Origin of the sequence: Pseudomonas poae, from assembly GCA_028869255.1 — a bacterium.
Classification (GTDB): Bacteria; Pseudomonadota; Gammaproteobacteria; order Pseudomonadales; family Pseudomonadaceae; genus Aquipseudomonas; species Aquipseudomonas poae_C.
The window spans coordinates 2914654-2932224 of the sequence record CP110972.1; the positions used below are offsets into that span (position 1 = coordinate 2914654).

The following is a 17571-nucleotide window of genomic DNA, read 5'->3' on the forward strand; positions in this document are numbered from 1 at the left end:
GTATGACCTACAGCGAAATATCCAGCCGCGAAATCTTGCCCTGCTCGTTCAGGCGAAAGGTGTAGCGCAGCTCCAGCGGGCTGCCGGGAAAATTGCCGGAGACCACATTGTTGACCAGCACCTTACCGGTGCGATATTGCACCTTGAGCACGTCGACACGAGGTTGATAACGACGCCCGGTGTCTTCCATCCAGCGCGCTATGGCGGCGGTGCCGACCTGGTGCTGGCCTTCGTCGAAAACGTTGGCGTCATCGGCAAAACAGTCGGCGACGGCCGAGGTGTCGCGGGTATTGGTCGCCGCGAGATAGGCCACGATAGCCGGGGCCAATTCTGGAACAGGCATGCAAAGCTCCTTTTTTGGTGGTTATGGCGCCATGCTAAGCCAGGGTTGTGTCAGTTTTTGTCAGGAGTAAACGGCGCGGATTGATTCTGTTCCATCCGCTTGCGCCAGGCCCGCAGCCAGTCACTGCGCCGCCCCGGATAGCGCTCGCCGAGGGTTTGGGCACTCGCCACGCGGTCGGTACGGAAGGTGCGATACGCGCCACGCAACTCGCACCAGGCCACGATCACTCGCACTTCATTGAGAAACCCCAGCGCCAGCGGCCAGATCAGGCGTTGGCTGTGGGCTTGGCTGGCGTCTGCATAGTCGATGTGCAACTTGGCCTGGGTGCGAATGGCCTCGCGAAAGACATCCAGCGGCACGCGGTTTTCCGGGTAGCCGAAGCCTGGCGGGCCGGGCAGCAGCGTCGGGTTACGCAGGGCTTCCTGGGCCGCCGGGTCGAGCACATCGGCGATTTTTGCCAGGGCGTTGGCTGCGGCGCGACTCAGCACGTCGTCGCCGCGTTGGTCCACATAGCGCAAACCCAACACGATCGCTTCGGTTTCCTCGGCGCTGAGCATCAATGGCGGCAAAAAAAGCCCGCTGCGCAACACATACCCTACCCCGGCCTCGCCGAAAATCGGCGCGCCCAGCGCCGTCAATTCTGCGATGTCGCGGTACAGCGTGCGCTCGGACACTTCCAGTTGCGCCGCCAGCACGGCAGCGGTCACCGGACGTTTCTTGCCTCGCAGGGCCTGAAGCAAAGTCAGTAGACGAGTGGTACGCGACACATCAGTCCCGCCGAAAAAGAAAAAGTGCCGAAGCTTAGCAGAGCCCCCTGTCAGAAAACGTCAGCAGCAAAAAAGCCGCTTGACCGAATAAATTATCACGATCATATTAAATACATGTTGCTAAACATGTATGAAAAATCACTGCCTCGGGAGTCCTTGTATGCGCAATAAAGTCTTTGGCCGCCGCAGCGGTCTGCAGGTATCTGAACTGGCCCTGGGCACCGGCAATTTCGGTACGGGCTGGGGCCATGGCGCTGAGCGCGAGGAAGCCAAGGCGATCTTCGATGGCTACCTTGAAGCCGGCGGCAACTTCCTCGATACCGCCAACGGCTACCAGTTCGGCCAGGCCGAAAAACTGCTGGGGGAGTTTATCGCCGCCGAGCGCGACAACCTGGTGGTGGCCACCAAATACACCCTGCGCACGCAACCCTCCGATGAGGGCACTATCCGGCTCGGCAACAATCGCAAGAACCTGGTGCGTGCGGTCGAAGAAAGCCTCAAGCGCCTGAACACCGACCATATCGACCTGCTCTGGGCGCATATGAGTGACAACGTCACGCCCATGGAAGAGATCCTGCGCGGCTTCGATGACCTGGTCCGCGCCGGAAAGATCCATTACGCCGGCCTCTCCAACTTCCCCGCCTGGCGCATTGCCCGCGCCGACCTGTTGGCCGAAGTGCGTAACTTTGCACCGATCATCGGCGTGCAGGTGGAGTACAGCCTGGCCGAGCGCACCGCCGACCGCGAGCTGTTGCCGATGGCCGAAGCCCTGGGACTGGCTGCCACGCTCTGGTCACCGTTGGGCGGCGGCTTCCTCACCGGCAAATACCGCGAAAGCCTGGATGACAACCGCGCCAACAAGCTGGGCATGCTGATCCACTCGGAAAAAAGCGCACGCGAAACCGCGGTACTCGACACCCTGCTGGCGGTCGCCGGTGAGCTGGATGCTTCCCCAACCCACATCGCCATCGCCTGGCTCAGGGAAAAAGCCCGCCGTTCGACGACCGCACTCATCCCCATTCTGGGCTCACGTACCCGCGCCCAGCTCGATGCCACCTTGGGCGCGTTGAACGTGCAACTGTCGGCCGAACAGATCACCCGCCTCGACATCGCAAGCGCCATACCGCTGGGCGTACCTCACGGGATCATCGCAGAGCGCTTCGCCCTCGACAGCGGCTTGGACACCCCTCGCCCGCCCGTCATCTAAGGCGAAAAAAAACGGCCTGAAAAGGCCGTTTTTTTAGCTGCTCAGGTCATGCAAGGCTCTTGCTGACCACCTCAAACACATCGCTCGACAGCTCGCCGGATGCCCGGATGCGCTCAAGTTCCGCTTTCATCAAGGCCTGGCGCGCACTGTCGTATTTGCGCCAGCGGGTCAGTGGCGCCAACTGCCGCGAAGCGATTTGCGGGTTGAAACTGTTCAACTGGATTACCAGATCCGCCAAAAAGCGATAGCCCGAGCCGTCTGCGGCGTGGAAGTTGATCAGGTTCTGCCCGGCAAATGCGCCGATCAGTGCACGCACTTTGTTCGGGTTCTTGATATTGAACGCCGGGTGCTCCATCAACGCCTTGACCCGCGCCAGGCCGCCCGGCAAGGTGCTGCCGGCCTGTACGCTGAACCACTGGTCCATGACCAGCGGGTTGTCTTTGAAGTTCTCGGCAAACACCGCCAACGCCTGGGCTTTTTCTGCTTCGAACGGCGAGTTCACCAGCACCGCCAGCGCGGTCAGGCGCTCGGTCATGTTGTCGCTGGTGTCGAACTGGTCCAAGGTTGCCGCCAGTACTTCTGGCTTGCCGCTGAGCATCAGGTATGACAGCGCAATGTTCTGCAAGGCGCGACGCGCAAAGTGCTCGGCGGCTGCCACATACGGCGTTTGCTTGGACAGCTCGCGATTGGCCTGGTAACGCAGCCACAGCCCTTCAAACAGGTTGTCGGCCAATTGCTTGCGCGCAAACTCACGGGCAGCGTGGATCGCCTCCACGTCCGCCACGTCGCTGATCTCGGTCAGGTAGGCTTCGCTTGGCAACGAGAGCATCTCCGCGACCATCGCCTGATCGAGGCTTTCGTCGCTCAATACCGTACGCAGTGCGTCGATCAGACGCTGATCCAGCTTGAGCGGCTGGCCCGCCTGATGCTGGCCGATCAATTCCTGCAACACCTGCACCGACAGCTGCTGGCCGGCATCCCAACGGTTGAAGCCGTCGCTGTCGTGCTGCATCAGGAACATCAGCTGGTCGCGGTTGTACGGGAAGCTCAGTTTCACCGGTGCCGAGAAACCGCGCAGCAACGAGGGCAACGGCTGTTCAGCGATGTCGACGAAAGTGAAGGTCTGCTCGGCTTGAGTCACCGAAATCACCCGGGAAGTGCCGCCCGCGGCCGCTTCACCGGCCAGACGCAACGCGATACCGGCGCCCTTCGCGTCCAGCAGACCCAATTCGACCGGGATCACAAACGGCAGTTTTTCTACCTTGTCCGGGGTTTCCGGGCAGCTCTGGCGGAAGGTCAGGCTGTAGGTTTTGGAGGCGGCGTGGTAGGACTCGCTCACCACCAGACGCGGTGTACCCGCTTGGCTATACCAGCGTTTGAACTGCGTCAGGTCGGCGCCATTCGCGTCTTCCATGGCCTTGATGAAATCATCACAGGTCACGGCCTGGCCGTCATGCCGCTCAAAGTACAGGTCGCTGCCTTTGCGAAAGCCTTCGGCGCCGAGCAAGGTGTGGATCATGCCGACCACTTCCGAGCCCTTTTCGTACACGGTCAGGGTGTAGAAGTTGGAAATCTCGATAAAGCTGTCCGGGCGCACGGCGTGGGCCATCGGGCCTGCGTCTTCGGCGAACTGGTGAGTGCGCAGGTAAGCCACGTCCTGGATGCGCTTGACCGTGGCCGAGTTCATATCGGCAGAAAAGCCCGAGTCGCGGAATACGGTGAAGCCTTCCTTCAGCGACAACTGGAACCAGTCGCGGCAGGTCACGCGGTTGCCCGACCAGTTGTGGAAATACTCATGCGCCACGATCGCCTCGACCCGCTGGTGCGCGGCGTCGGTGGCGGTTTCGGCACGGGCCAGCACGGCACTGGAGTTGAAGATATTGAGGCCCTTGTTCTCCATGGCGCCCATGTTGAAGTCGTTGACCGCAACGATCATAAAGATATCGAGATCGTACTCGCGCCCGTAAGTCTCTTCATCCCAGCGCATGGATTTTTTCAGGCTGTTCATTGCGTGCTGGCACTTGTCGATGTTTTCCGGCTCGACATAAATGCGCAGCGCCACGGTGCGCTCGGTCATGGTGGTGAACGTGTCTTCCACACACCACAAATCACCGGCTACCAATGCAAACAGGTACGCCGGCTTCTTGAACGGGTCTTCCCAGGTCGCCCAGTGGCGGCCATCTTCACCGGGGCCGCTGGCAATCGGATTGCCGTTGGACAGCAGCACCGGGTAGCTATGCTGCTCGGCGATCACCGTGGTGGTGAAGGTACTCATCACATCCGGGCGGTCGAGGTAGTAAGTGATCTTGCGGAAACCTTCGGCCTCGCACTGGGTGCAGAACATGCCGCTGGACTTGTACAAACCTTCCAGGGCGGTGTTGGTTTCCGGGTGGATGCGCACGCTGGTGTCGACCGTGAAGGTCTCGCGGGTGGGGTGCAGGGTCAGGTGGCTGTCGGTCAACTGATAGTCAGCCTCCGTCAGTTCCTGATCGCCCAGATTGACGCTCAACAACTCCAGCTGCTGGCCATCCAGCACCAGCGGCGGCAGTCCGGCGCCGCGCTCGGGGTTACGGCGCATCACCAGCTGCGCGTGGACCAGGCTGTGGTCCTCGAACAACTCGAAGGTCAGGTGCGTCTCATCGATCAGGTAGTCCGGCGCCTGATAGTCCTTCAGGTAAATCATCTTCGGTTGTTCGGTGCGCATGGGTGGCATCCTTCTACTGATGCACGGCGAGCTGGTAGGCCGTGTACTTACGAATATTGATAACGCCGGTGTCGAAGATCAGGTATTGGCCCTTGATCCCCAGCAGCGTGCCTTCGGCAATCGGGTTCTTGTCCAGGTTGAAGCTGACGATCTTGGTCGGATATTGCTCTACCGGGTAACGGATTTCGATCGGTTCGATGTCGGTCACCGGTTGGATAGCCTGTAGGCCAAAGCGTTCCTGCAAACTCAGCAAGCCTTCGGCGCACGACGCGAACAGCTCATCGCGCACCTGCGCAAGGTCCACCGACTGCGCATCGCTCTTGAGCAAGGCACGCCAGTTGGTCTTGTCAGCCACTTGGCTGCGGAACAGGTCTTCGACGAACCCGGACTGCTGGCGGGTCGCCACACGCATGATCGGCAGCGCCTGGCTCGCGCCCTGATCGAGCCAACGGGTCGGCAACTGGGTGGCACGGGTGATACCGACCTTGATCCCCGACGAATTGGCCAGGTACACCACATGGTCGGTCATGCAGAATTTTTCGCCCCAGCCCGGATCACGGCAGGTGCCGGCGTCGTAATGGCAACGCTCGGGACTCATGATGCACAGGTCGCACTGGGCCAGTTTGGTCATGCACGGGTAGCAATAACCCTGGCTGAAACTGGTTTTGGTCTTGCGCCCGCAATGGCTGCAATGGATGGCGCCGAGGTATTCCAGACGCACGTGGGTACCAATCAACGGGTTGACCGGCACCTCGGTGTCGCCCAGGCGAAATGCGTATTGAACGGTCGGCTCACCGAGTTGCGCCGACATTTTGCTGACTGCACCGCGACCAATTTCAATCAATGGATCGCATCCGACTTGAACAGGATGTTCGGTACCGGCTCAGACTTCGACGCGCACTCCTGCGGGCCCATGTAGCCGGTGCGCTGGTCTTCCGGCAGGTTCTGGATTTCCCAGGCGATCACCGCTTGCAGGGACAGCTCGCGCTGCTCGGCGGTGAGCTTGCGACCATCGGACCACTTGCCGATTTCCACGGCGAGCTTGAGGCTCTCGTAGATGTCCGGGGTGATGTTTTCAATCATTTCAGCAAAAGAGGACATTAGGCTCTTCCTTTATCAAATAGAGGCTTTGCGGCGGTTGTACAACCCACCCAGCAAACCCGTCAGGCAACCGATGACCAAGCCGCTCACATGAGCCGCGTTGGCGATTTCGCCGAAACCGATCATCGAGATCAGCCCCGACATGCACAGCACCAGCCATATCAGCATCATCGCCAGCACCCCGCGAGGCAGGCGATACGCAGGGTTAGGCGACAACAATTGGAATATCCAGCAATGCCCGAGCAGGCCATACAACACGCCGGACAAACCACCAAACAGGCTGGGGCCACCGTAAGCGTATTGAGCGTAGTTGGAGACCAGACTGAACAACAGGGTCAGGCCCAGCAGGTTGATACTGCCCTGGCGCACTTCGATGCGGCGCCCCAGTTCCCAGTACCACATGCCATTCATGGCCAGGTGCAGGATGCCAAAGTGAATCAGCATCGGTGTGACCAGGCGCCACCACTGCCCCGAGGCCAATATTTCGGCAAACGGCGTGAACTGGATGTACTCACCCATCACCCGGAACGGCAGAAAAGTCAGCCAGCTCATGGTCTGCAGGTTTTCACCGAGCAGCGTCACCGCGCCGACAATGATGCTCGCCAGCAACACCAGGGCCGTTACCGGGCTATGGCGCACTTGCTGAGCAAAACCGGGGCGGGTAATCGGCGCCGGCTCAGGGATATCCAACTGCTGGTCCGGGTCGCCCGCGGGAAAGCGCTGGTACAACACGCGCACGTCGTCACTGATGGTGTCGGGCACCCACAACACTTGCTCGCCCGCCTCTTCACTGACGCGATGGGGCACTTGCATGCGTTGCAGCAGTTTGACGAAACCGCCCAGGTCGACACTCAGTGGCAAACGTAATACAGCCACGGCGCTCATAAAATTACCTCGGGCCGCTCAACGTCGACCCATACGAATTTACGTGGATCCAGCTGGGTTTCCTGGTCCAGTCGATAGGCCACCAACTTGCCGTACAGCACTGCGCTGTAATCCAGGCAGGCCAGGTTCGGGCGAATTGGCGCCGGTTTGCCACTGCGCCAGTAATGGCCGACGAACAACAGCGGCTCGTCGACGCCGTAGCGCAGCAGGGAATTTTTTTCGGTCGACGACAAGGGCGTACGCGCCACCGGCTCCGGCAAGGCATCCGGCTGGAACACGATATCACCGTAGGTTTTCGGGTCGTCTTCCCAGAACTTGGTGCGAAAGAATGAGCGTGTCAGCCCGTCGCCACCGGTCAGCGTCAGGCCATCCGGCAGGCGCATATCGGTGCCGCGCAGCAAGCGATCGAAGGCGTTGCAGGCAAAACTGCCCGGCACGGCGGCGGCCTGCAGGAAGTGCTGGTCGATGCAGCCGTCCGGGAACGTGGCGCGCAGCGGCTGGATAAAGCCGTCGTCCCAGCACGCGTGCACCACGCGGAACCGCCCGGCGTCGACAAACAGTGGCATGTCGTAGAACCAGCCGAGAAAGTCGTGCCAATCGGCCGGGTGGTGCTCGAACTGGGTCAGGGTTTCCTGGATCAATCGCGCATGCCGTGGGTTGTGCTCGCGCACGAACTGCTTGCCACTGCCTGGCGGCGCCGGTGTGCTCCAGCCCAGCGCATTGAACTCATGGTTACCCATGATGCACAGCGCCTGGCCAGCCTCAGTCATGTCGTGGACGATATGCAGCGCCTCGCGAATGCGCGGGCCCCGGTCGATGATATCGCCCAGGAACACCGCCATCCGCGACGGATGGCGCCAGGTGCCACCCTGCTTGTGGTAGCCCAACTGGTCGAGCAAGTGCTCAAGGGTATGAGCGCAACCGTGCACGTCACCAATCAGGTCGTAGCTACGCGCGGGATCGAGCATCAGTCGCCTCCACCCCCCAAGCGGCTGCCCCAGCCCAACTTGGTGCGGCACACTTCGTAGTAGTTGTGGTCCAGCGGGTGGATCAACCGTAACTTCTGCGCCTTCTTGCTCACGGTGATGGTGTCACCGGGGGCGCAGGTGAAATGGTTCTGCCCGTCACAGGAGACTTGCGGGTAGATCTGCATGTCTTTGGACACCACGATTTTCAGCTCACTGTTGCCATCGACCACAATCGGCCGGCTGGACAACATATGGGGGTACATCGGCACGATCACAATGGCATCCAGCTTGGGGTGCATGATCGGCCCGCCGGCCGACAGCGCATAGGCGGTGGAACCGGTGGGCGTGGCGACGATCAGGCCATCGGCCTTCTGGCTGCACACGAACTGGCCGTCGATATACAGCTCGAACTCGATCATCCGCGTGGACTTGCCGGGGTGCAGCACCACGTCGTTGAGCGCATCACCCTGGCCGATGGCTTCGCCGTGACGGCGCACTTCGGCTTGCAGCAGGAAGCGGTTCTCCACCAGGTAATGGCCGTCGAGCACCTTGGCCACTTCGACTTCCAGCTCATCCGGGCGGATATCGGTGAGAAACCCCAGGCTGCCCCGGTTGATCCCCAGCACCGGCACGTTATGCCGCGCCAGGGCACGGGCCGCGCCAAGCAGGCTGCCGTCGCCGCCGACCACGATGACCATGTCGCAGACTTCGCCAAGCATCTTGCGCGACGAGGTTTGCAGGCCGTGGCCCGGCAGGATTTCAGCGATGGTGTCTTCGAGGATCACATGCAGGTGGCGTTCCAGCAGGAACTTCTTCAGCCGGCGGACGGTGTCCAACACCTGGGTACTGCCCAGGCGACCGATAATGCCGATATTGCGAAATTGCTCCATGGGGCTCCTGCGGGATTTGGGGTGTGGCAAAAAAAGAACGATTATGGGCGAAAGGCCGTCTCAGGCAAAATCCTTTGTCGCCGTGAAGCCTTGATGACAACGGTTCTCAGCCACCTGCCGCCTGCGTAAGAGGCTATGCTCGGACCATGACGCCATTCCCAGACCTGCACAACCTGCCTCGCCAATTACGCCACCCCGAGGTGCGCGACCTGGCGTGGGTGATGCTCGCCCCGCCGATGCTCGCCCAGACGCCCTGGCCGCAACGCCACCCGCTGGCCGGCAGTGATTGGGTGCAGGCGCCGCACCTGCTTGAACACTGGCTGCGCACACTCGATCACGACAGCAGCGCCTTGCAGCACTGGCTGAGCCTGTCGCGCACCCGGCGCCTGGGCCTGTACTACGAACGCCTGTGGCAGTTCGCCGTGCAGCATGCGCCGGGCGTGGAACTGCTGGCGGCCAACCTGCCGATCCGGCGCGCCGGGCATACCCTGGGCGAGCTGGATATGCTGCTGCGCGACCGCGATGGCGTGCACCACTTGGAACTGGCGATCAAGCTCTACCTCGGCCCGCAGCACGGCAACGGCCAGGACGCCGCGCAATGGCTGGGCCCCGGCTGCCATGACCGGCTGGACCGCAAGCTGGCGCACCTGGCCCAGCATCAACTGCCGATTTCGGCGCGGCCGGAGAGCCGTGAAGTGTTGGCCGCGCTGGATATCCAGCAGTTTGACGCGCATTTGTGGCTCGGCGGCTATTTGCTCTACCCCTGGCCGGGCCTAGCTGAATCGCCCCATGGCGCGCATCCGCAGCATTTGCGTGGGCGCTGGTTGCATCAGCGCGATTGGCCGGACTTCGTAAGCGCCAGTCTGCCCGGCCGCTGGCAACCGCTGCCCCGGCATGCCTGGCTCGCGCCCGCGCACTACCTGGCGGATGAGGTGTGGAGTGAGGAGCAAATGCAAGGCTGGCTCGCGGACCTGGAGCCGATGGCACCGGCGCAGCTCTTGGTGCGCCTGGTTCAAGTCGGCGAGGATTGGGAGGAAGCCGAGCGGCTGTTTCTGGTGGCGGACCTTTGGCCGAATGTGCCGGGGGCGGGCTGAGTTTTTCGGGGTGGGTTGAAGGGCCTCATCGCAGGCAAGCCAGCTCCCACAGATTGAGCGCATTCCCCTGTGGGAGCTGGCTTGCCTGCGATAGCGCTACACATCATCAATATGCCGATAATCCAGCTGCAACCCAGCCGCCAGCTCCCGAGCCCGCCCCAGCCGGATCGGCCCACGTTCAATATCCACCAACATCCCCGGGCATTCCAGCAACGGCAACCCGGCAATCGCCTTGAGCCGCCCATCCGTGATCACCAGCAACCTCTGTTGCTCGGCGGGATAGCGTTTGCGCCGCGCCGCCAGCCATTGCCCAGCCTCGGCCAGCGCCGCCAGCAACGGCGTGCCGCCGCCAGCGCCTAACTGCTGCAACCAACCCGCCAGGCTTTTCGCCGCCTTCAAGCCCTGCACCTGCCACGTCGGCGACTGCCCACTGGCCGTCAGCAACGCCATGCGCGCCCGCTGTCGGTAAGCATCATCAAACAGCTGGGCCAATAACCCTTTGGCATCGGTCAAGGCACGATGGCGCCGGGTGGAGGCTGACGCGTCGACAATCACCAGCCATAACTCATGGGCCGACTGGCTGCGCAGTTGGTAGCGCAGATCCTCGCGGGTTTGCGGCCGCCCACCGAGCAAGGTGCCCGGCCAATTGACCGCGCCCTGCTTAGCGCTGCGCGCCTTGCCCTGCCTGCCGCTGTTGAGTCGCCCCGCCTTGGGGCAGGCATCCGCCCCCGCGTCAGGTCGGGGGCGAATGCCTAGGGCTTTTTTGGCCAGGCGGGCACGTCGCGGCGGGCGCCCGTGGGTAAGGCCGGTGCGGGCATATCACCCCACTGGCCCTGGCCAGGCGAAGTGTCCGAGGGGGTCGGGGCCTGGCCCTGATTCGGCGGGCTGGCCGGCGGCGCTTGCTCCTGACGGCGATGACGCAAGGCAAATTCCGCAACCGCGTCGATGTCTTCCTCGGCAATCGCGCTGGCACCACGCCAGGCAGCATGCGCCCGGGCACCGCGCAGCCACACCAGGTCGGCGCGCAAGCCATCGACACCGGCGGCAAAGCAGCGCTCGGTAATCTGTGCCAAGGCCCGATCATCCAATTCGATGTCAGCCAGCCGCGCTCGCGCCTCGGTGCAGCGCTCGCGCAACGCCGCCTGTGGCTCGGCCCACTGCGCACAGAACGCTGCCGGGTCGCTGTCGAAATCCAGGCGCCGCCGGATAATCTGCCCACGCTCGGCCGGCAGCGTCTGCCCGCTCAGCGCCACATTAAAGCCAAAACGGTCGAGCAACTGCGGGCGCAACTCGCCCTCTTCCGGGTTCATGGTGCCGATCAGCACAAAGCGCGCCGAATGCCGACGGGAAATGCCGTCGCGCTCGATCAGGTTGGTGCCGCTGGCGGCGACGTCGAGCAACAGGTCCACCAAATGGTCCGGCAGCAAATTGACTTCATCGACATACAGCACGCCGCCATCCGCCTTGGCCAGCACCCCCGGCGAGAACTGCGCCCGGCCCTCGCCCAGCGCGGCGTCCAGGTCCAGGGTGCCCACCAGGCGCTCTTCGGTGGCGCCCAACGGCAAGGTAACAAACTGACCGCTGGCCAGCAGGTCCGCCAGGCCGCGTGCCAGGGTCGACTTGGCCATGCCTCGCGGGCCTTCGATCAGCACACCGCCGATCTTCGGGTCGATGGCAGTCAGGCACAGCGCCAGTTTCAAAGCGTCGGCACCCACCACGGCGGACAGCGGGAAATGTGGGGTATCAGTCATCCAGGTTCTCTTCAAATTATTCCGTACGTGGCGAGCGGGCTTGCCCGCGTTGGGCTGCGAAGCGGCCCCTATGAAGCTAAACGTATACTTTCTGAAAAATCGTAGTGTAGGGTTTTGGGGCTGCTGCGCAGCCCAACGCAGGCAAGCCCGCTCGCCACAGTAAGCCCGTTTGCCACAACAGGCCGCGTGCCGTGCGCCTACTAACTGTCTTCTTCTATATCCAGCAATAGGTTTTCCAACGCCTCGCGGTACGCTCCGGGCTCTTGCCACAGGCCGCGCTGCTGGGCTTCGAGCATGCGCTCGGTCATGTCGCGCAAGGCCGCGGGGTTGTGCTGCTGCACAAAATCCCGCGTTTGAGGGTCGAGCAGGTAGGCATCGGCGAGCAAGGCGTATTGATGATCGTCGATCAGCGCCGTGGTGGCGTCGAACGCGAACAGATTGTCCACGGTCGCAGCCATCTCGAACGCGCCTTTATAGCCGTGGCGCTTCACGCCTTCGATCCACTTGGGGTTGGCGGCGCGGGAACGGATCACCCGGTTCAGCTCTTCCTTCAGGGTGCGGATCTTCGGCAGGTCCGGCTGGCTATGATCGCCATGATAGCTGGCGGCCTTGTCGCCGCTCAGGGTCTCCACGGCGGCGAGCATGCCACCCTGGAATTGGTAGTAGTCATTGGAATCGAGCAAGTCGTGCTCGCGGTTGTCCTGGTTCTGCAACACCGCCTGCACCTGGCTCAGGCGCTGGGCGAACTGGTCGCGGGCGGCGGTGCCCTCATCGGACCCGCCATAGGCATAACCGCCCCAGTTAAGGTAAACCTCGGCCAGGTCCTCGCGGCTTTGCCACAAACGCCCGTCAATCGCGCCCTGCACGCCGGCGCCATAAGCACCGGGTTTGGCGCCGAAGATGCGCCAACCGGCTTGCTTCGCTGCGGCCTCCTCATCCAGGCCGGACTTGAGCAGCGCTTCACGTTCGCTGCGCACCTTGGCGGCCAGCGGGTTCATGTCGTCCGGCTCGTCCAGGGCTGCCACCGCCTGCACCGCCGCATCGAACAGGCGGATCAGATTGGCAAAGGCATCGCGGAAGAACCCGGACACGCGCAACGTCACATCCACCCGTGGGCGGTCCAGCAAACTGATCGGCAGAATCTCAAAGTCATCCACCCGCTGGCTGCCCGTGGCCCATACCGGGCGCACGCCCATCAGCGCCATGGCCTGGGCGATATCGTCGCCACCGGTACGCATGGTGGCGGTGCCCCACACCGAGAGGCCAAGCTGGCGCAAGTGGTCGCCGTGGTCCTGCAAGTGTCGCTCAAGAATCAGGCTGGCGGATTGAAAGCCGATACGCCAGGCCGTGGTAGTGGGCAGGTTGCGCACATCCACCGTGAAGAAATTACGCCCGGTGGGCAGCACATCCAGGCGCCCGCGACTCGGCGCACCGCTGGGACCTGCAGGCACGAAGCGCCCGCTCAAGGCGTCCAGCAAGCCGCGCATTTCCGCTGGGCCACAGGCATCCAGGCGTGGCGCCACGACGATGCGCAGGCTCTCAATTACCGACTTCACGTCTTCCCAGCCGGGTTCCTCAAGCTGTTCGAGTGGCCCTTCCAGCGCCTGTTCGATCAAGCGTGCCGCGTACAACTCCAGGCGTTCGCGGGTGTCACCGGCGGTGCGCCATTGCTGGCCGTCGATCTTGCACAACACCTCGGGGCGGCGCCCGGTCCAGGGCTCGGCCAGGGCGCAGTCCAACGGATCAAAACCCAGCTCGAACGCCTTGGCCAATACCCGCAGCAAGCTCGATTGCGCGCCACGGCCATCGCCACGCGGAATCCGCAGCAAGGCCAGCAACGTGTCGATACGCAGGCGTCCCTCGGGCGACTCGCCGAAGATGTGCAGGCCGTCGCGGATCTGCGACTCCTTCAAGTCGCACAAGTAGGTGTCGAGACGCGGCAACCAGACCGCCGCGTCGACTTCGCTGTCCAGCTCAAGCTCTTGATCGATATGGGTTTCGCGCACCAGCTTGAGGATATCTTTTTGCAGCTCAAGGGCGCGGCGCGGGTCGAGCAACTGCGCCTCGTAATACTCGTCCGCCAACAGTTCCAGGTTACGCAACGGGCCGTAGGTTTCGGCGCGGGTCAGCGGCGGCATCAAGTGGTCGATGATCACCGCCTGGGTGCGGCGCTTGGCCTGGGCGCCCTCGCCGGGGTCATTGACGATAAACGGGTAGATATTCGGCAATGGCCCCAGCAATGCATCCGGCCAGCAGTGCTGCGACAGCCCCACGCCCTTGCCCGGCAGCCACTCCAGGTTGCCGTGCTTGCCCACATGGATTACGCCATGAGCGCCGTAGGTGTGGCGCAACCAAAAATAGAACGCGAGGTAAGCATGCGGCGGTACCAGGTCCGGGTCGTGGTACACCGCACTGTGGTCTACCTGGTAACCCCGCGCCGGCTGGATGCCGACAAACGTCAGCCCCAGGCGCAGGCCGGCAATCATCATGCGGCCGTCGCGAAACATCGGGTCATTATGCGGTGGGCCCCAGCGCTCAAGCACGGCCTGGCGGTTGGCTTCGGGCAAGCGCTTGAACATGGCCTCGTAGTCGTCCAGGCCCAAGCTTTGGTGGCACGGGCGCAGGTCGAGGCTGTCAAGGTCGTTGGTGACCCCGCCGAGCAATTCATGAATCAAGGCGGTGCCGCTGTCCGGCAACTCACTCGGCAGCGGATAACCTTCGGCCTGCAGGGCGCGCAGGATATTCAGCGCCGCCGCCGGCGTGTCCAGGCCCACCCCATTGCCGATGCGGCCGTCGCGGGTCGGGTAGTTGGCGAGGATCAGGGCGATGCATTTATCCGCATTCGGCACCCGCGCCAGCTCGACCCAACGGCGCGCCAGCTCGGCGACAAAATCCATACGCTCGGGTGCTGCGCGATAGCACACCACGTCCGACTGGCTGCGCTCACTGCGCCAGGCCAGGTCCTTGAAACTGATAGGGCGGCTGATGATGCGCCCGTCCAGCTCCGGCAAGGCGATGTGCATTGCCAGGTCGCGAGGGCCGAGGCCCTGTTCGCTGGCCTCCCAGCCGGGCTGGTTGTCCTGGGCGCAAATGGCCTGGATCACCGGGATATTGCGGCGAAACGGGCGCAAATGCGGCGCTTCGGGGGCTGGACTGGGCAAAGCCGGTGGTGTTCAGGATCACCGCCGCACCAACCTCGTCCAGCAGGTCCTCGACCACCGTCAGGCAGCCGGGCTCTTTCAAACTGGCCACCGCCACCGGCAACGGGTTGAGGCCCGCCGCCTGCAAGCGCTGGCAGAACACATCAATAAAACCGGTATTGGCCGCCTGCAAATGCGAGCGGTAAAACAGCACCGCTGCCACTGGGCGGTCGAGCTGCCAATCGCGCTGCCAGTCATTCAGGCGCGCATTGGCGGTATGCGGGTGATAAATCGCGGTGCGCGGCAGGGTTTGCGGCTCGTCCCAGGCGTAGTCGCGGCCCAGGTAAGCGCTGGCCAGGCAGCGATAAAAGTCCAGCGCATTGCTTAAGCCGCCCTGACGCAGAAAGTGCCAGAGGCGATCGCGCTCTTGTGCGCCGACGGTGCTCAAACCGCTGAGTTCGGGGTCGGGGCGGTCATCCCCCGGCACCAGGATCAGCTGCACACCGCGCTCGGCCAGCGCCACCAGACGCTCGATCCCATAGCGCCAATAGCCAATGCCGCCGTGCAGCGAAATCAGGATGACCTTGGCGTGGCGCAGCACTTCATCGACATACAGGTCGACCGACGCATGGTTTTGCACCTGCATCGGGTTGGCCAGGCGCAGGCTCGGGTAATCGTCGGGCAGTTGCTGGGCCGCTTCGGCCAGCAGTGCCAGGCTGGAATCGCCGCTGCACAGGATCACCAGCTCGGCGGGGGTTTGGCCTAAGTCGGCAATATTATCGTCCGAGACGAAACCACCGGGTTGGGTCCTGAGCAGGTGCATGGGTTAAACGCTGAGGGCAGCGCGCAGTTGCGCTTCAAGGCCCGCCGCGTCCAGCGCCTGACCAATCAGCACCAGGCGCGTGATACGGGCTTCGTCGGCGCCCCAGGCACGGTCGAAGTGCTTGTCGAAACGCGTGCCCACGCCCTGGATCAGCAAGCGCATCGGCTTGTTCGGGATCGCGGCAAAGCCTTTGACACGCAGGATCCCGTGCTGCACCACCAATTGGGTCAGGGCGTCGAGCAACAGCGCTTCGTCGGCTTGTGGCAGGTCGATGGAGATGGAATCGAAAGCGTCGTGATCGTGGTCGTCTTCACCGTCGTGGTGATGATCGTGATGGCTGTGGCGACCGTCGATGTGCTCTTCGGAGCCGGCACCCAGGCCGATCAGCACGTCCAGCGGCAGGCGACCGCTGCTGGCTTCGATGATCTTGACCGCCGGCGGCAGCTCTTCGGCGACTTCCAGGCGCACGCGGGCCAGGTCTTCGGCGCTGATCAGGTCGGATTTGTTGAGAATCACCAGGTCGGCGCTGGCCAGTTGGTCGGCGAACAGCTCGTGCAGCGGCGATTCGTGGTCCAGGTTCGGGTCGAGTTTGCGCTGGGCGTCGACTTGATCCGGGAACGCGGCAAAGGTGCCGGCGGCGACGGCCGGGCTGTCGACCACGGTGATCACCGCATCCACGGTGCAGGCGCTGCGGATTTCCGGCCACTGGAAGGCTTGCACCAGCGGTTTGGGCAGGGCCAGGCCGGAGGTTTCAATCAGGATATGGTCGAGGTCGCCACGACGGGCGACCAGTTCGCGCATCACCGGGAAGAACTCTTCCTGCACCGTGCAGCACAGGCAGCCGTTGGCCAATTCGTAAACCCGGCCATTGGCTTCTTCCTCGGTGCAGCCGATGGAGCACTGCTTGAGGATTTCACCGTCAATGCCCAGCTCGCCGAACTCGTTGACGATCACCGCAATGCGACGGCCCTGGGCGTTGTCGAGCATATGGCGCAGCAACGTGGTTTTGCCCGAGCCGAGGAAGCCGGTAACGATGGTGACGGGGAGTTTGGCCAGTGTTTTCATCGGATGCCCTTTGGGGCGGGCATACGGGACGATGGGCCCTGCGGCGGCGCGCAGCAGCGGATTTCGTCACCGGATCACCCCGCCCGGTTGAAGTAGAAAATCGGTTGCGAGGCAGGTCTCCTGGCTTGGGGCATGCGGGTCTTGCGACCGGCGCTGGCTGCGCCTTCCCGCCGTTAAGGCAGTGGCGTGGCAGTCAGACAAACCCTTTACAGTTGCGGGGGCAGCCGCGGCTTGAACCTCGTTCCCTTCTTAGCTTCGGCCTGGGCCGAAGAACCTCGAAGGTGCAAGGCTACAGGGGCACGCCGCATTTGACTACCGTCGCCCGCCCATGCTCTCCTACACATCTTGTTTCGGGTGCCCTTCACAGGGTGAAACGGGAAACCGGTACGTCATATTCCTATGACAAGTCCGGTGCTGCCCCCGCAACGGTAAGCGAGTGAAGTGTCAGATCCACTGTGCCAACGGCATGGGAAGGCGACGCTTTGTAGACCCAGTGTCCCTCGCAAGCCCGGAGACCGGCCCGAAAAAATCACATAACAAACCCGCGGTGGGCGGGCGCTGTTCGAACCCTGCGTGCCTGGCTCGCGGGGTTTTCATGCGCTCGTTTCACCCTGAAACCCAGAAGGGACGCGCCATGTCGATCATCAGCAGCACTTCGCATACCGCCAGCAGCACTGCCACGTTGAGCCAACGCCTGACCGCCGCCATCGGTGCGTCGATCCTCGGGGCGTGCCTGGTGTATTTCGCCGGTTTCTCGCACATCGAGGCGGTGCACAACGCTGCCCACGATACCCGCCACAGCGCCGCGTTCCCGTGCCACTGAGACCTGCCGA

At 62.9% G+C, this 17571-nt stretch carries 13 protein-coding genes, 2 pseudogenes and 2 riboswitches; of the genes and pseudogenes, 3 read left to right on the forward strand and 12 right to left on the reverse strand.

What is annotated here, in order from left to right; genetic code table 11:
- Positions 1 to 7: 7 nt before the first annotated feature.
- A complete protein-coding gene (locus LRS56_13255; protein ID WDU65323.1) occupies positions 8 to 343 on the reverse strand; it encodes a nuclear transport factor 2 family protein in 336 nt (111 codons plus the stop codon).
- Between the two features lie 50 nt (positions 344 to 393).
- Positions 394 to 1110, reverse strand: a complete 717-nt coding sequence (locus tag LRS56_13260; protein ID WDU65324.1) for a YafY family protein — start codon at positions 1108 to 1110, stop codon at positions 394 to 396.
- Between the two features lie 160 nt (positions 1111 to 1270).
- On the opposite strand from LRS56_13260, the gene LRS56_13265 reads away from it, so the two are divergent.
- Positions 1271 to 2317, forward strand: coding sequence for an aldo/keto reductase (locus LRS56_13265; protein ID WDU65325.1), 1047 nt, complete (start codon positions 1271 to 1273; stop codon positions 2315 to 2317).
- A gap of 46 nt (positions 2318 to 2363) precedes the next feature.
- Here LRS56_13265 and pepN read toward each other — a convergent pair whose 3' ends face one another.
- Genes pepN through LRS56_13295 form a run of 6 tightly spaced genes read right to left on the reverse strand, consistent with a single transcriptional unit; the run spans position 2364 to position 8865 of the window.
- A complete protein-coding gene (pepN, locus tag LRS56_13270) occupies positions 2364 to 5021 on the reverse strand; it encodes an aminopeptidase N (protein ID WDU65326.1) in 2658 nt (885 codons plus the stop codon).
- A 13-nt stretch (positions 5022 to 5034) separates the two neighbouring features.
- Positions 5035 to 5865, reverse strand: coding sequence for a DUF2797 domain-containing protein (locus tag LRS56_13275; protein WDU65327.1), 831 nt, complete (start codon positions 5863 to 5865; stop codon positions 5035 to 5037).
- On the reverse strand, positions 5862 to 6122 hold the full coding sequence (locus LRS56_13280) for a DUF1315 family protein (protein ID WDU65328.1): 261 nt from the start codon (positions 6120 to 6122) through the stop codon (positions 5862 to 5864). The genes LRS56_13275 and LRS56_13280 overlap by 4 nt, the downstream gene beginning before the upstream one ends.
- A gap of 15 nt (positions 6123 to 6137) precedes the next feature.
- On the reverse strand, positions 6138 to 7007 hold the full coding sequence (locus LRS56_13285; protein ID WDU65329.1) for a rhomboid family intramembrane serine protease: 870 nt from the start codon (positions 7005 to 7007) through the stop codon (positions 6138 to 6140).
- Positions 7004 to 7978, reverse strand: a complete 975-nt coding sequence (locus LRS56_13290; protein WDU65741.1) for a metallophosphoesterase — start codon at positions 7976 to 7978, stop codon at positions 7004 to 7006. Before LRS56_13290 ends, LRS56_13285 begins: the two co-directional genes overlap by 4 nt.
- Positions 7975 to 8865, reverse strand: a complete 891-nt coding sequence (locus tag LRS56_13295) for an NAD(+) kinase (protein ID WDU65330.1) — start codon at positions 8863 to 8865, stop codon at positions 7975 to 7977. Before LRS56_13295 ends, LRS56_13290 begins: the two co-directional genes overlap by 4 nt.
- Before the next feature lie 146 nt (positions 8866 to 9011).
- On the opposite strand from LRS56_13295, the gene LRS56_13300 reads away from it, so the two are divergent.
- Positions 9012 to 9959: a DUF1853 family protein gene (locus tag LRS56_13300; GenBank protein ID WDU65331.1), complete on the forward strand. Its 948-nt coding sequence runs from the start codon at positions 9012 to 9014 to the stop codon at positions 9957 to 9959.
- Positions 9960 to 10055: 96 nt separating this feature from the next.
- On the opposite strand, the gene LRS56_13305 is transcribed toward LRS56_13300, so the two are convergent.
- From LRS56_13305 to cobW, 4 genes and pseudogenes are all read right to left on the reverse strand, one after another.
- Positions 10056 to 10709 (reverse strand): VWA domain-containing protein, encoded by a 654-nt coding sequence (locus LRS56_13305; protein WDU65742.1) that lies wholly within the window; start codon positions 10707 to 10709, stop codon positions 10056 to 10058.
- Between the two features lie 2 nt (positions 10710 to 10711).
- Positions 10712 to 11710, reverse strand: a complete 999-nt coding sequence (locus LRS56_13310) for an AAA family ATPase (protein WDU65332.1) — start codon at positions 11708 to 11710, stop codon at positions 10712 to 10714.
- A 200-nt stretch (positions 11711 to 11910) separates the two neighbouring features.
- Positions 11911 to 15673 (reverse strand): annotated as a pseudogene (gene cobN, locus LRS56_13315) (cobaltochelatase subunit CobN).
- A gap of 3 nt (positions 15674 to 15676) precedes the next feature.
- Positions 15677 to 16750 (reverse strand): annotated as a pseudogene (cobW, locus tag LRS56_13320) (cobalamin biosynthesis protein CobW).
- Between the two features lie 80 nt (positions 16751 to 16830).
- Positions 16831 to 17031: riboswitch (cobalamin riboswitch) on the reverse strand.
- 42 nt (positions 17032 to 17073) lie between these two features.
- A riboswitch (cobalamin riboswitch) is annotated at positions 17074 to 17277 on the forward strand.
- 95 nt (positions 17278 to 17372) lie between these two features.
- On the opposite strand from cobW, the gene LRS56_13325 reads away from it, so the two are divergent.
- Positions 17373 to 17561: a CbtB-domain containing protein gene (locus LRS56_13325; GenBank protein WDU65333.1), complete on the forward strand. Its 189-nt coding sequence runs from the start codon at positions 17373 to 17375 to the stop codon at positions 17559 to 17561.
- The last annotated feature ends 10 nt before the right edge of the window (positions 17562 to 17571 follow it).

Coding starts and splice junctions, on each gene's coding strand:
- LRS56_13310 (WDU65332.1), bottom strand. CDS start 11,710: ATGACTGATACCCCACATTTCCCGCTGTCCGCCGTGGTGGGTGCCGAC.
- LRS56_13300 (WDU65331.1), top strand. CDS start 9,012: ATGACGCCATTCCCAGACCTGCACAACCTGCCTCGCCAATTACGCCAC.
- LRS56_13265 (WDU65325.1), top strand. CDS start 1,271: ATGCGCAATAAAGTCTTTGGCCGCCGCAGCGGTCTGCAGGTATCTGAA.
- LRS56_13325 (WDU65333.1), top strand. CDS start 17,373: ATGTCGATCATCAGCAGCACTTCGCATACCGCCAGCAGCACTGCCACG.
- LRS56_13255 (WDU65323.1), bottom strand. CDS start 343: ATGCCTGTTCCAGAATTGGCCCCGGCTATCGTGGCCTATCTCGCGGCG.
- LRS56_13295 (WDU65330.1), bottom strand. CDS start 8,865: ATGGAGCAATTTCGCAATATCGGCATTATCGGTCGCCTGGGCAGTACC.
- pepN (WDU65326.1), bottom strand. CDS start 5,021: ATGCGCACCGAACAACCGAAGATGATTTACCTGAAGGACTATCAGGCG.
- LRS56_13285 (WDU65329.1), bottom strand. CDS start 7,007: ATGAGCGCCGTGGCTGTATTACGTTTGCCACTGAGTGTCGACCTGGGC.
- LRS56_13280 (WDU65328.1), bottom strand. CDS start 6,122: ATGTCCTCTTTTGCTGAAATGATTGAAAACATCACCCCGGACATCTAC.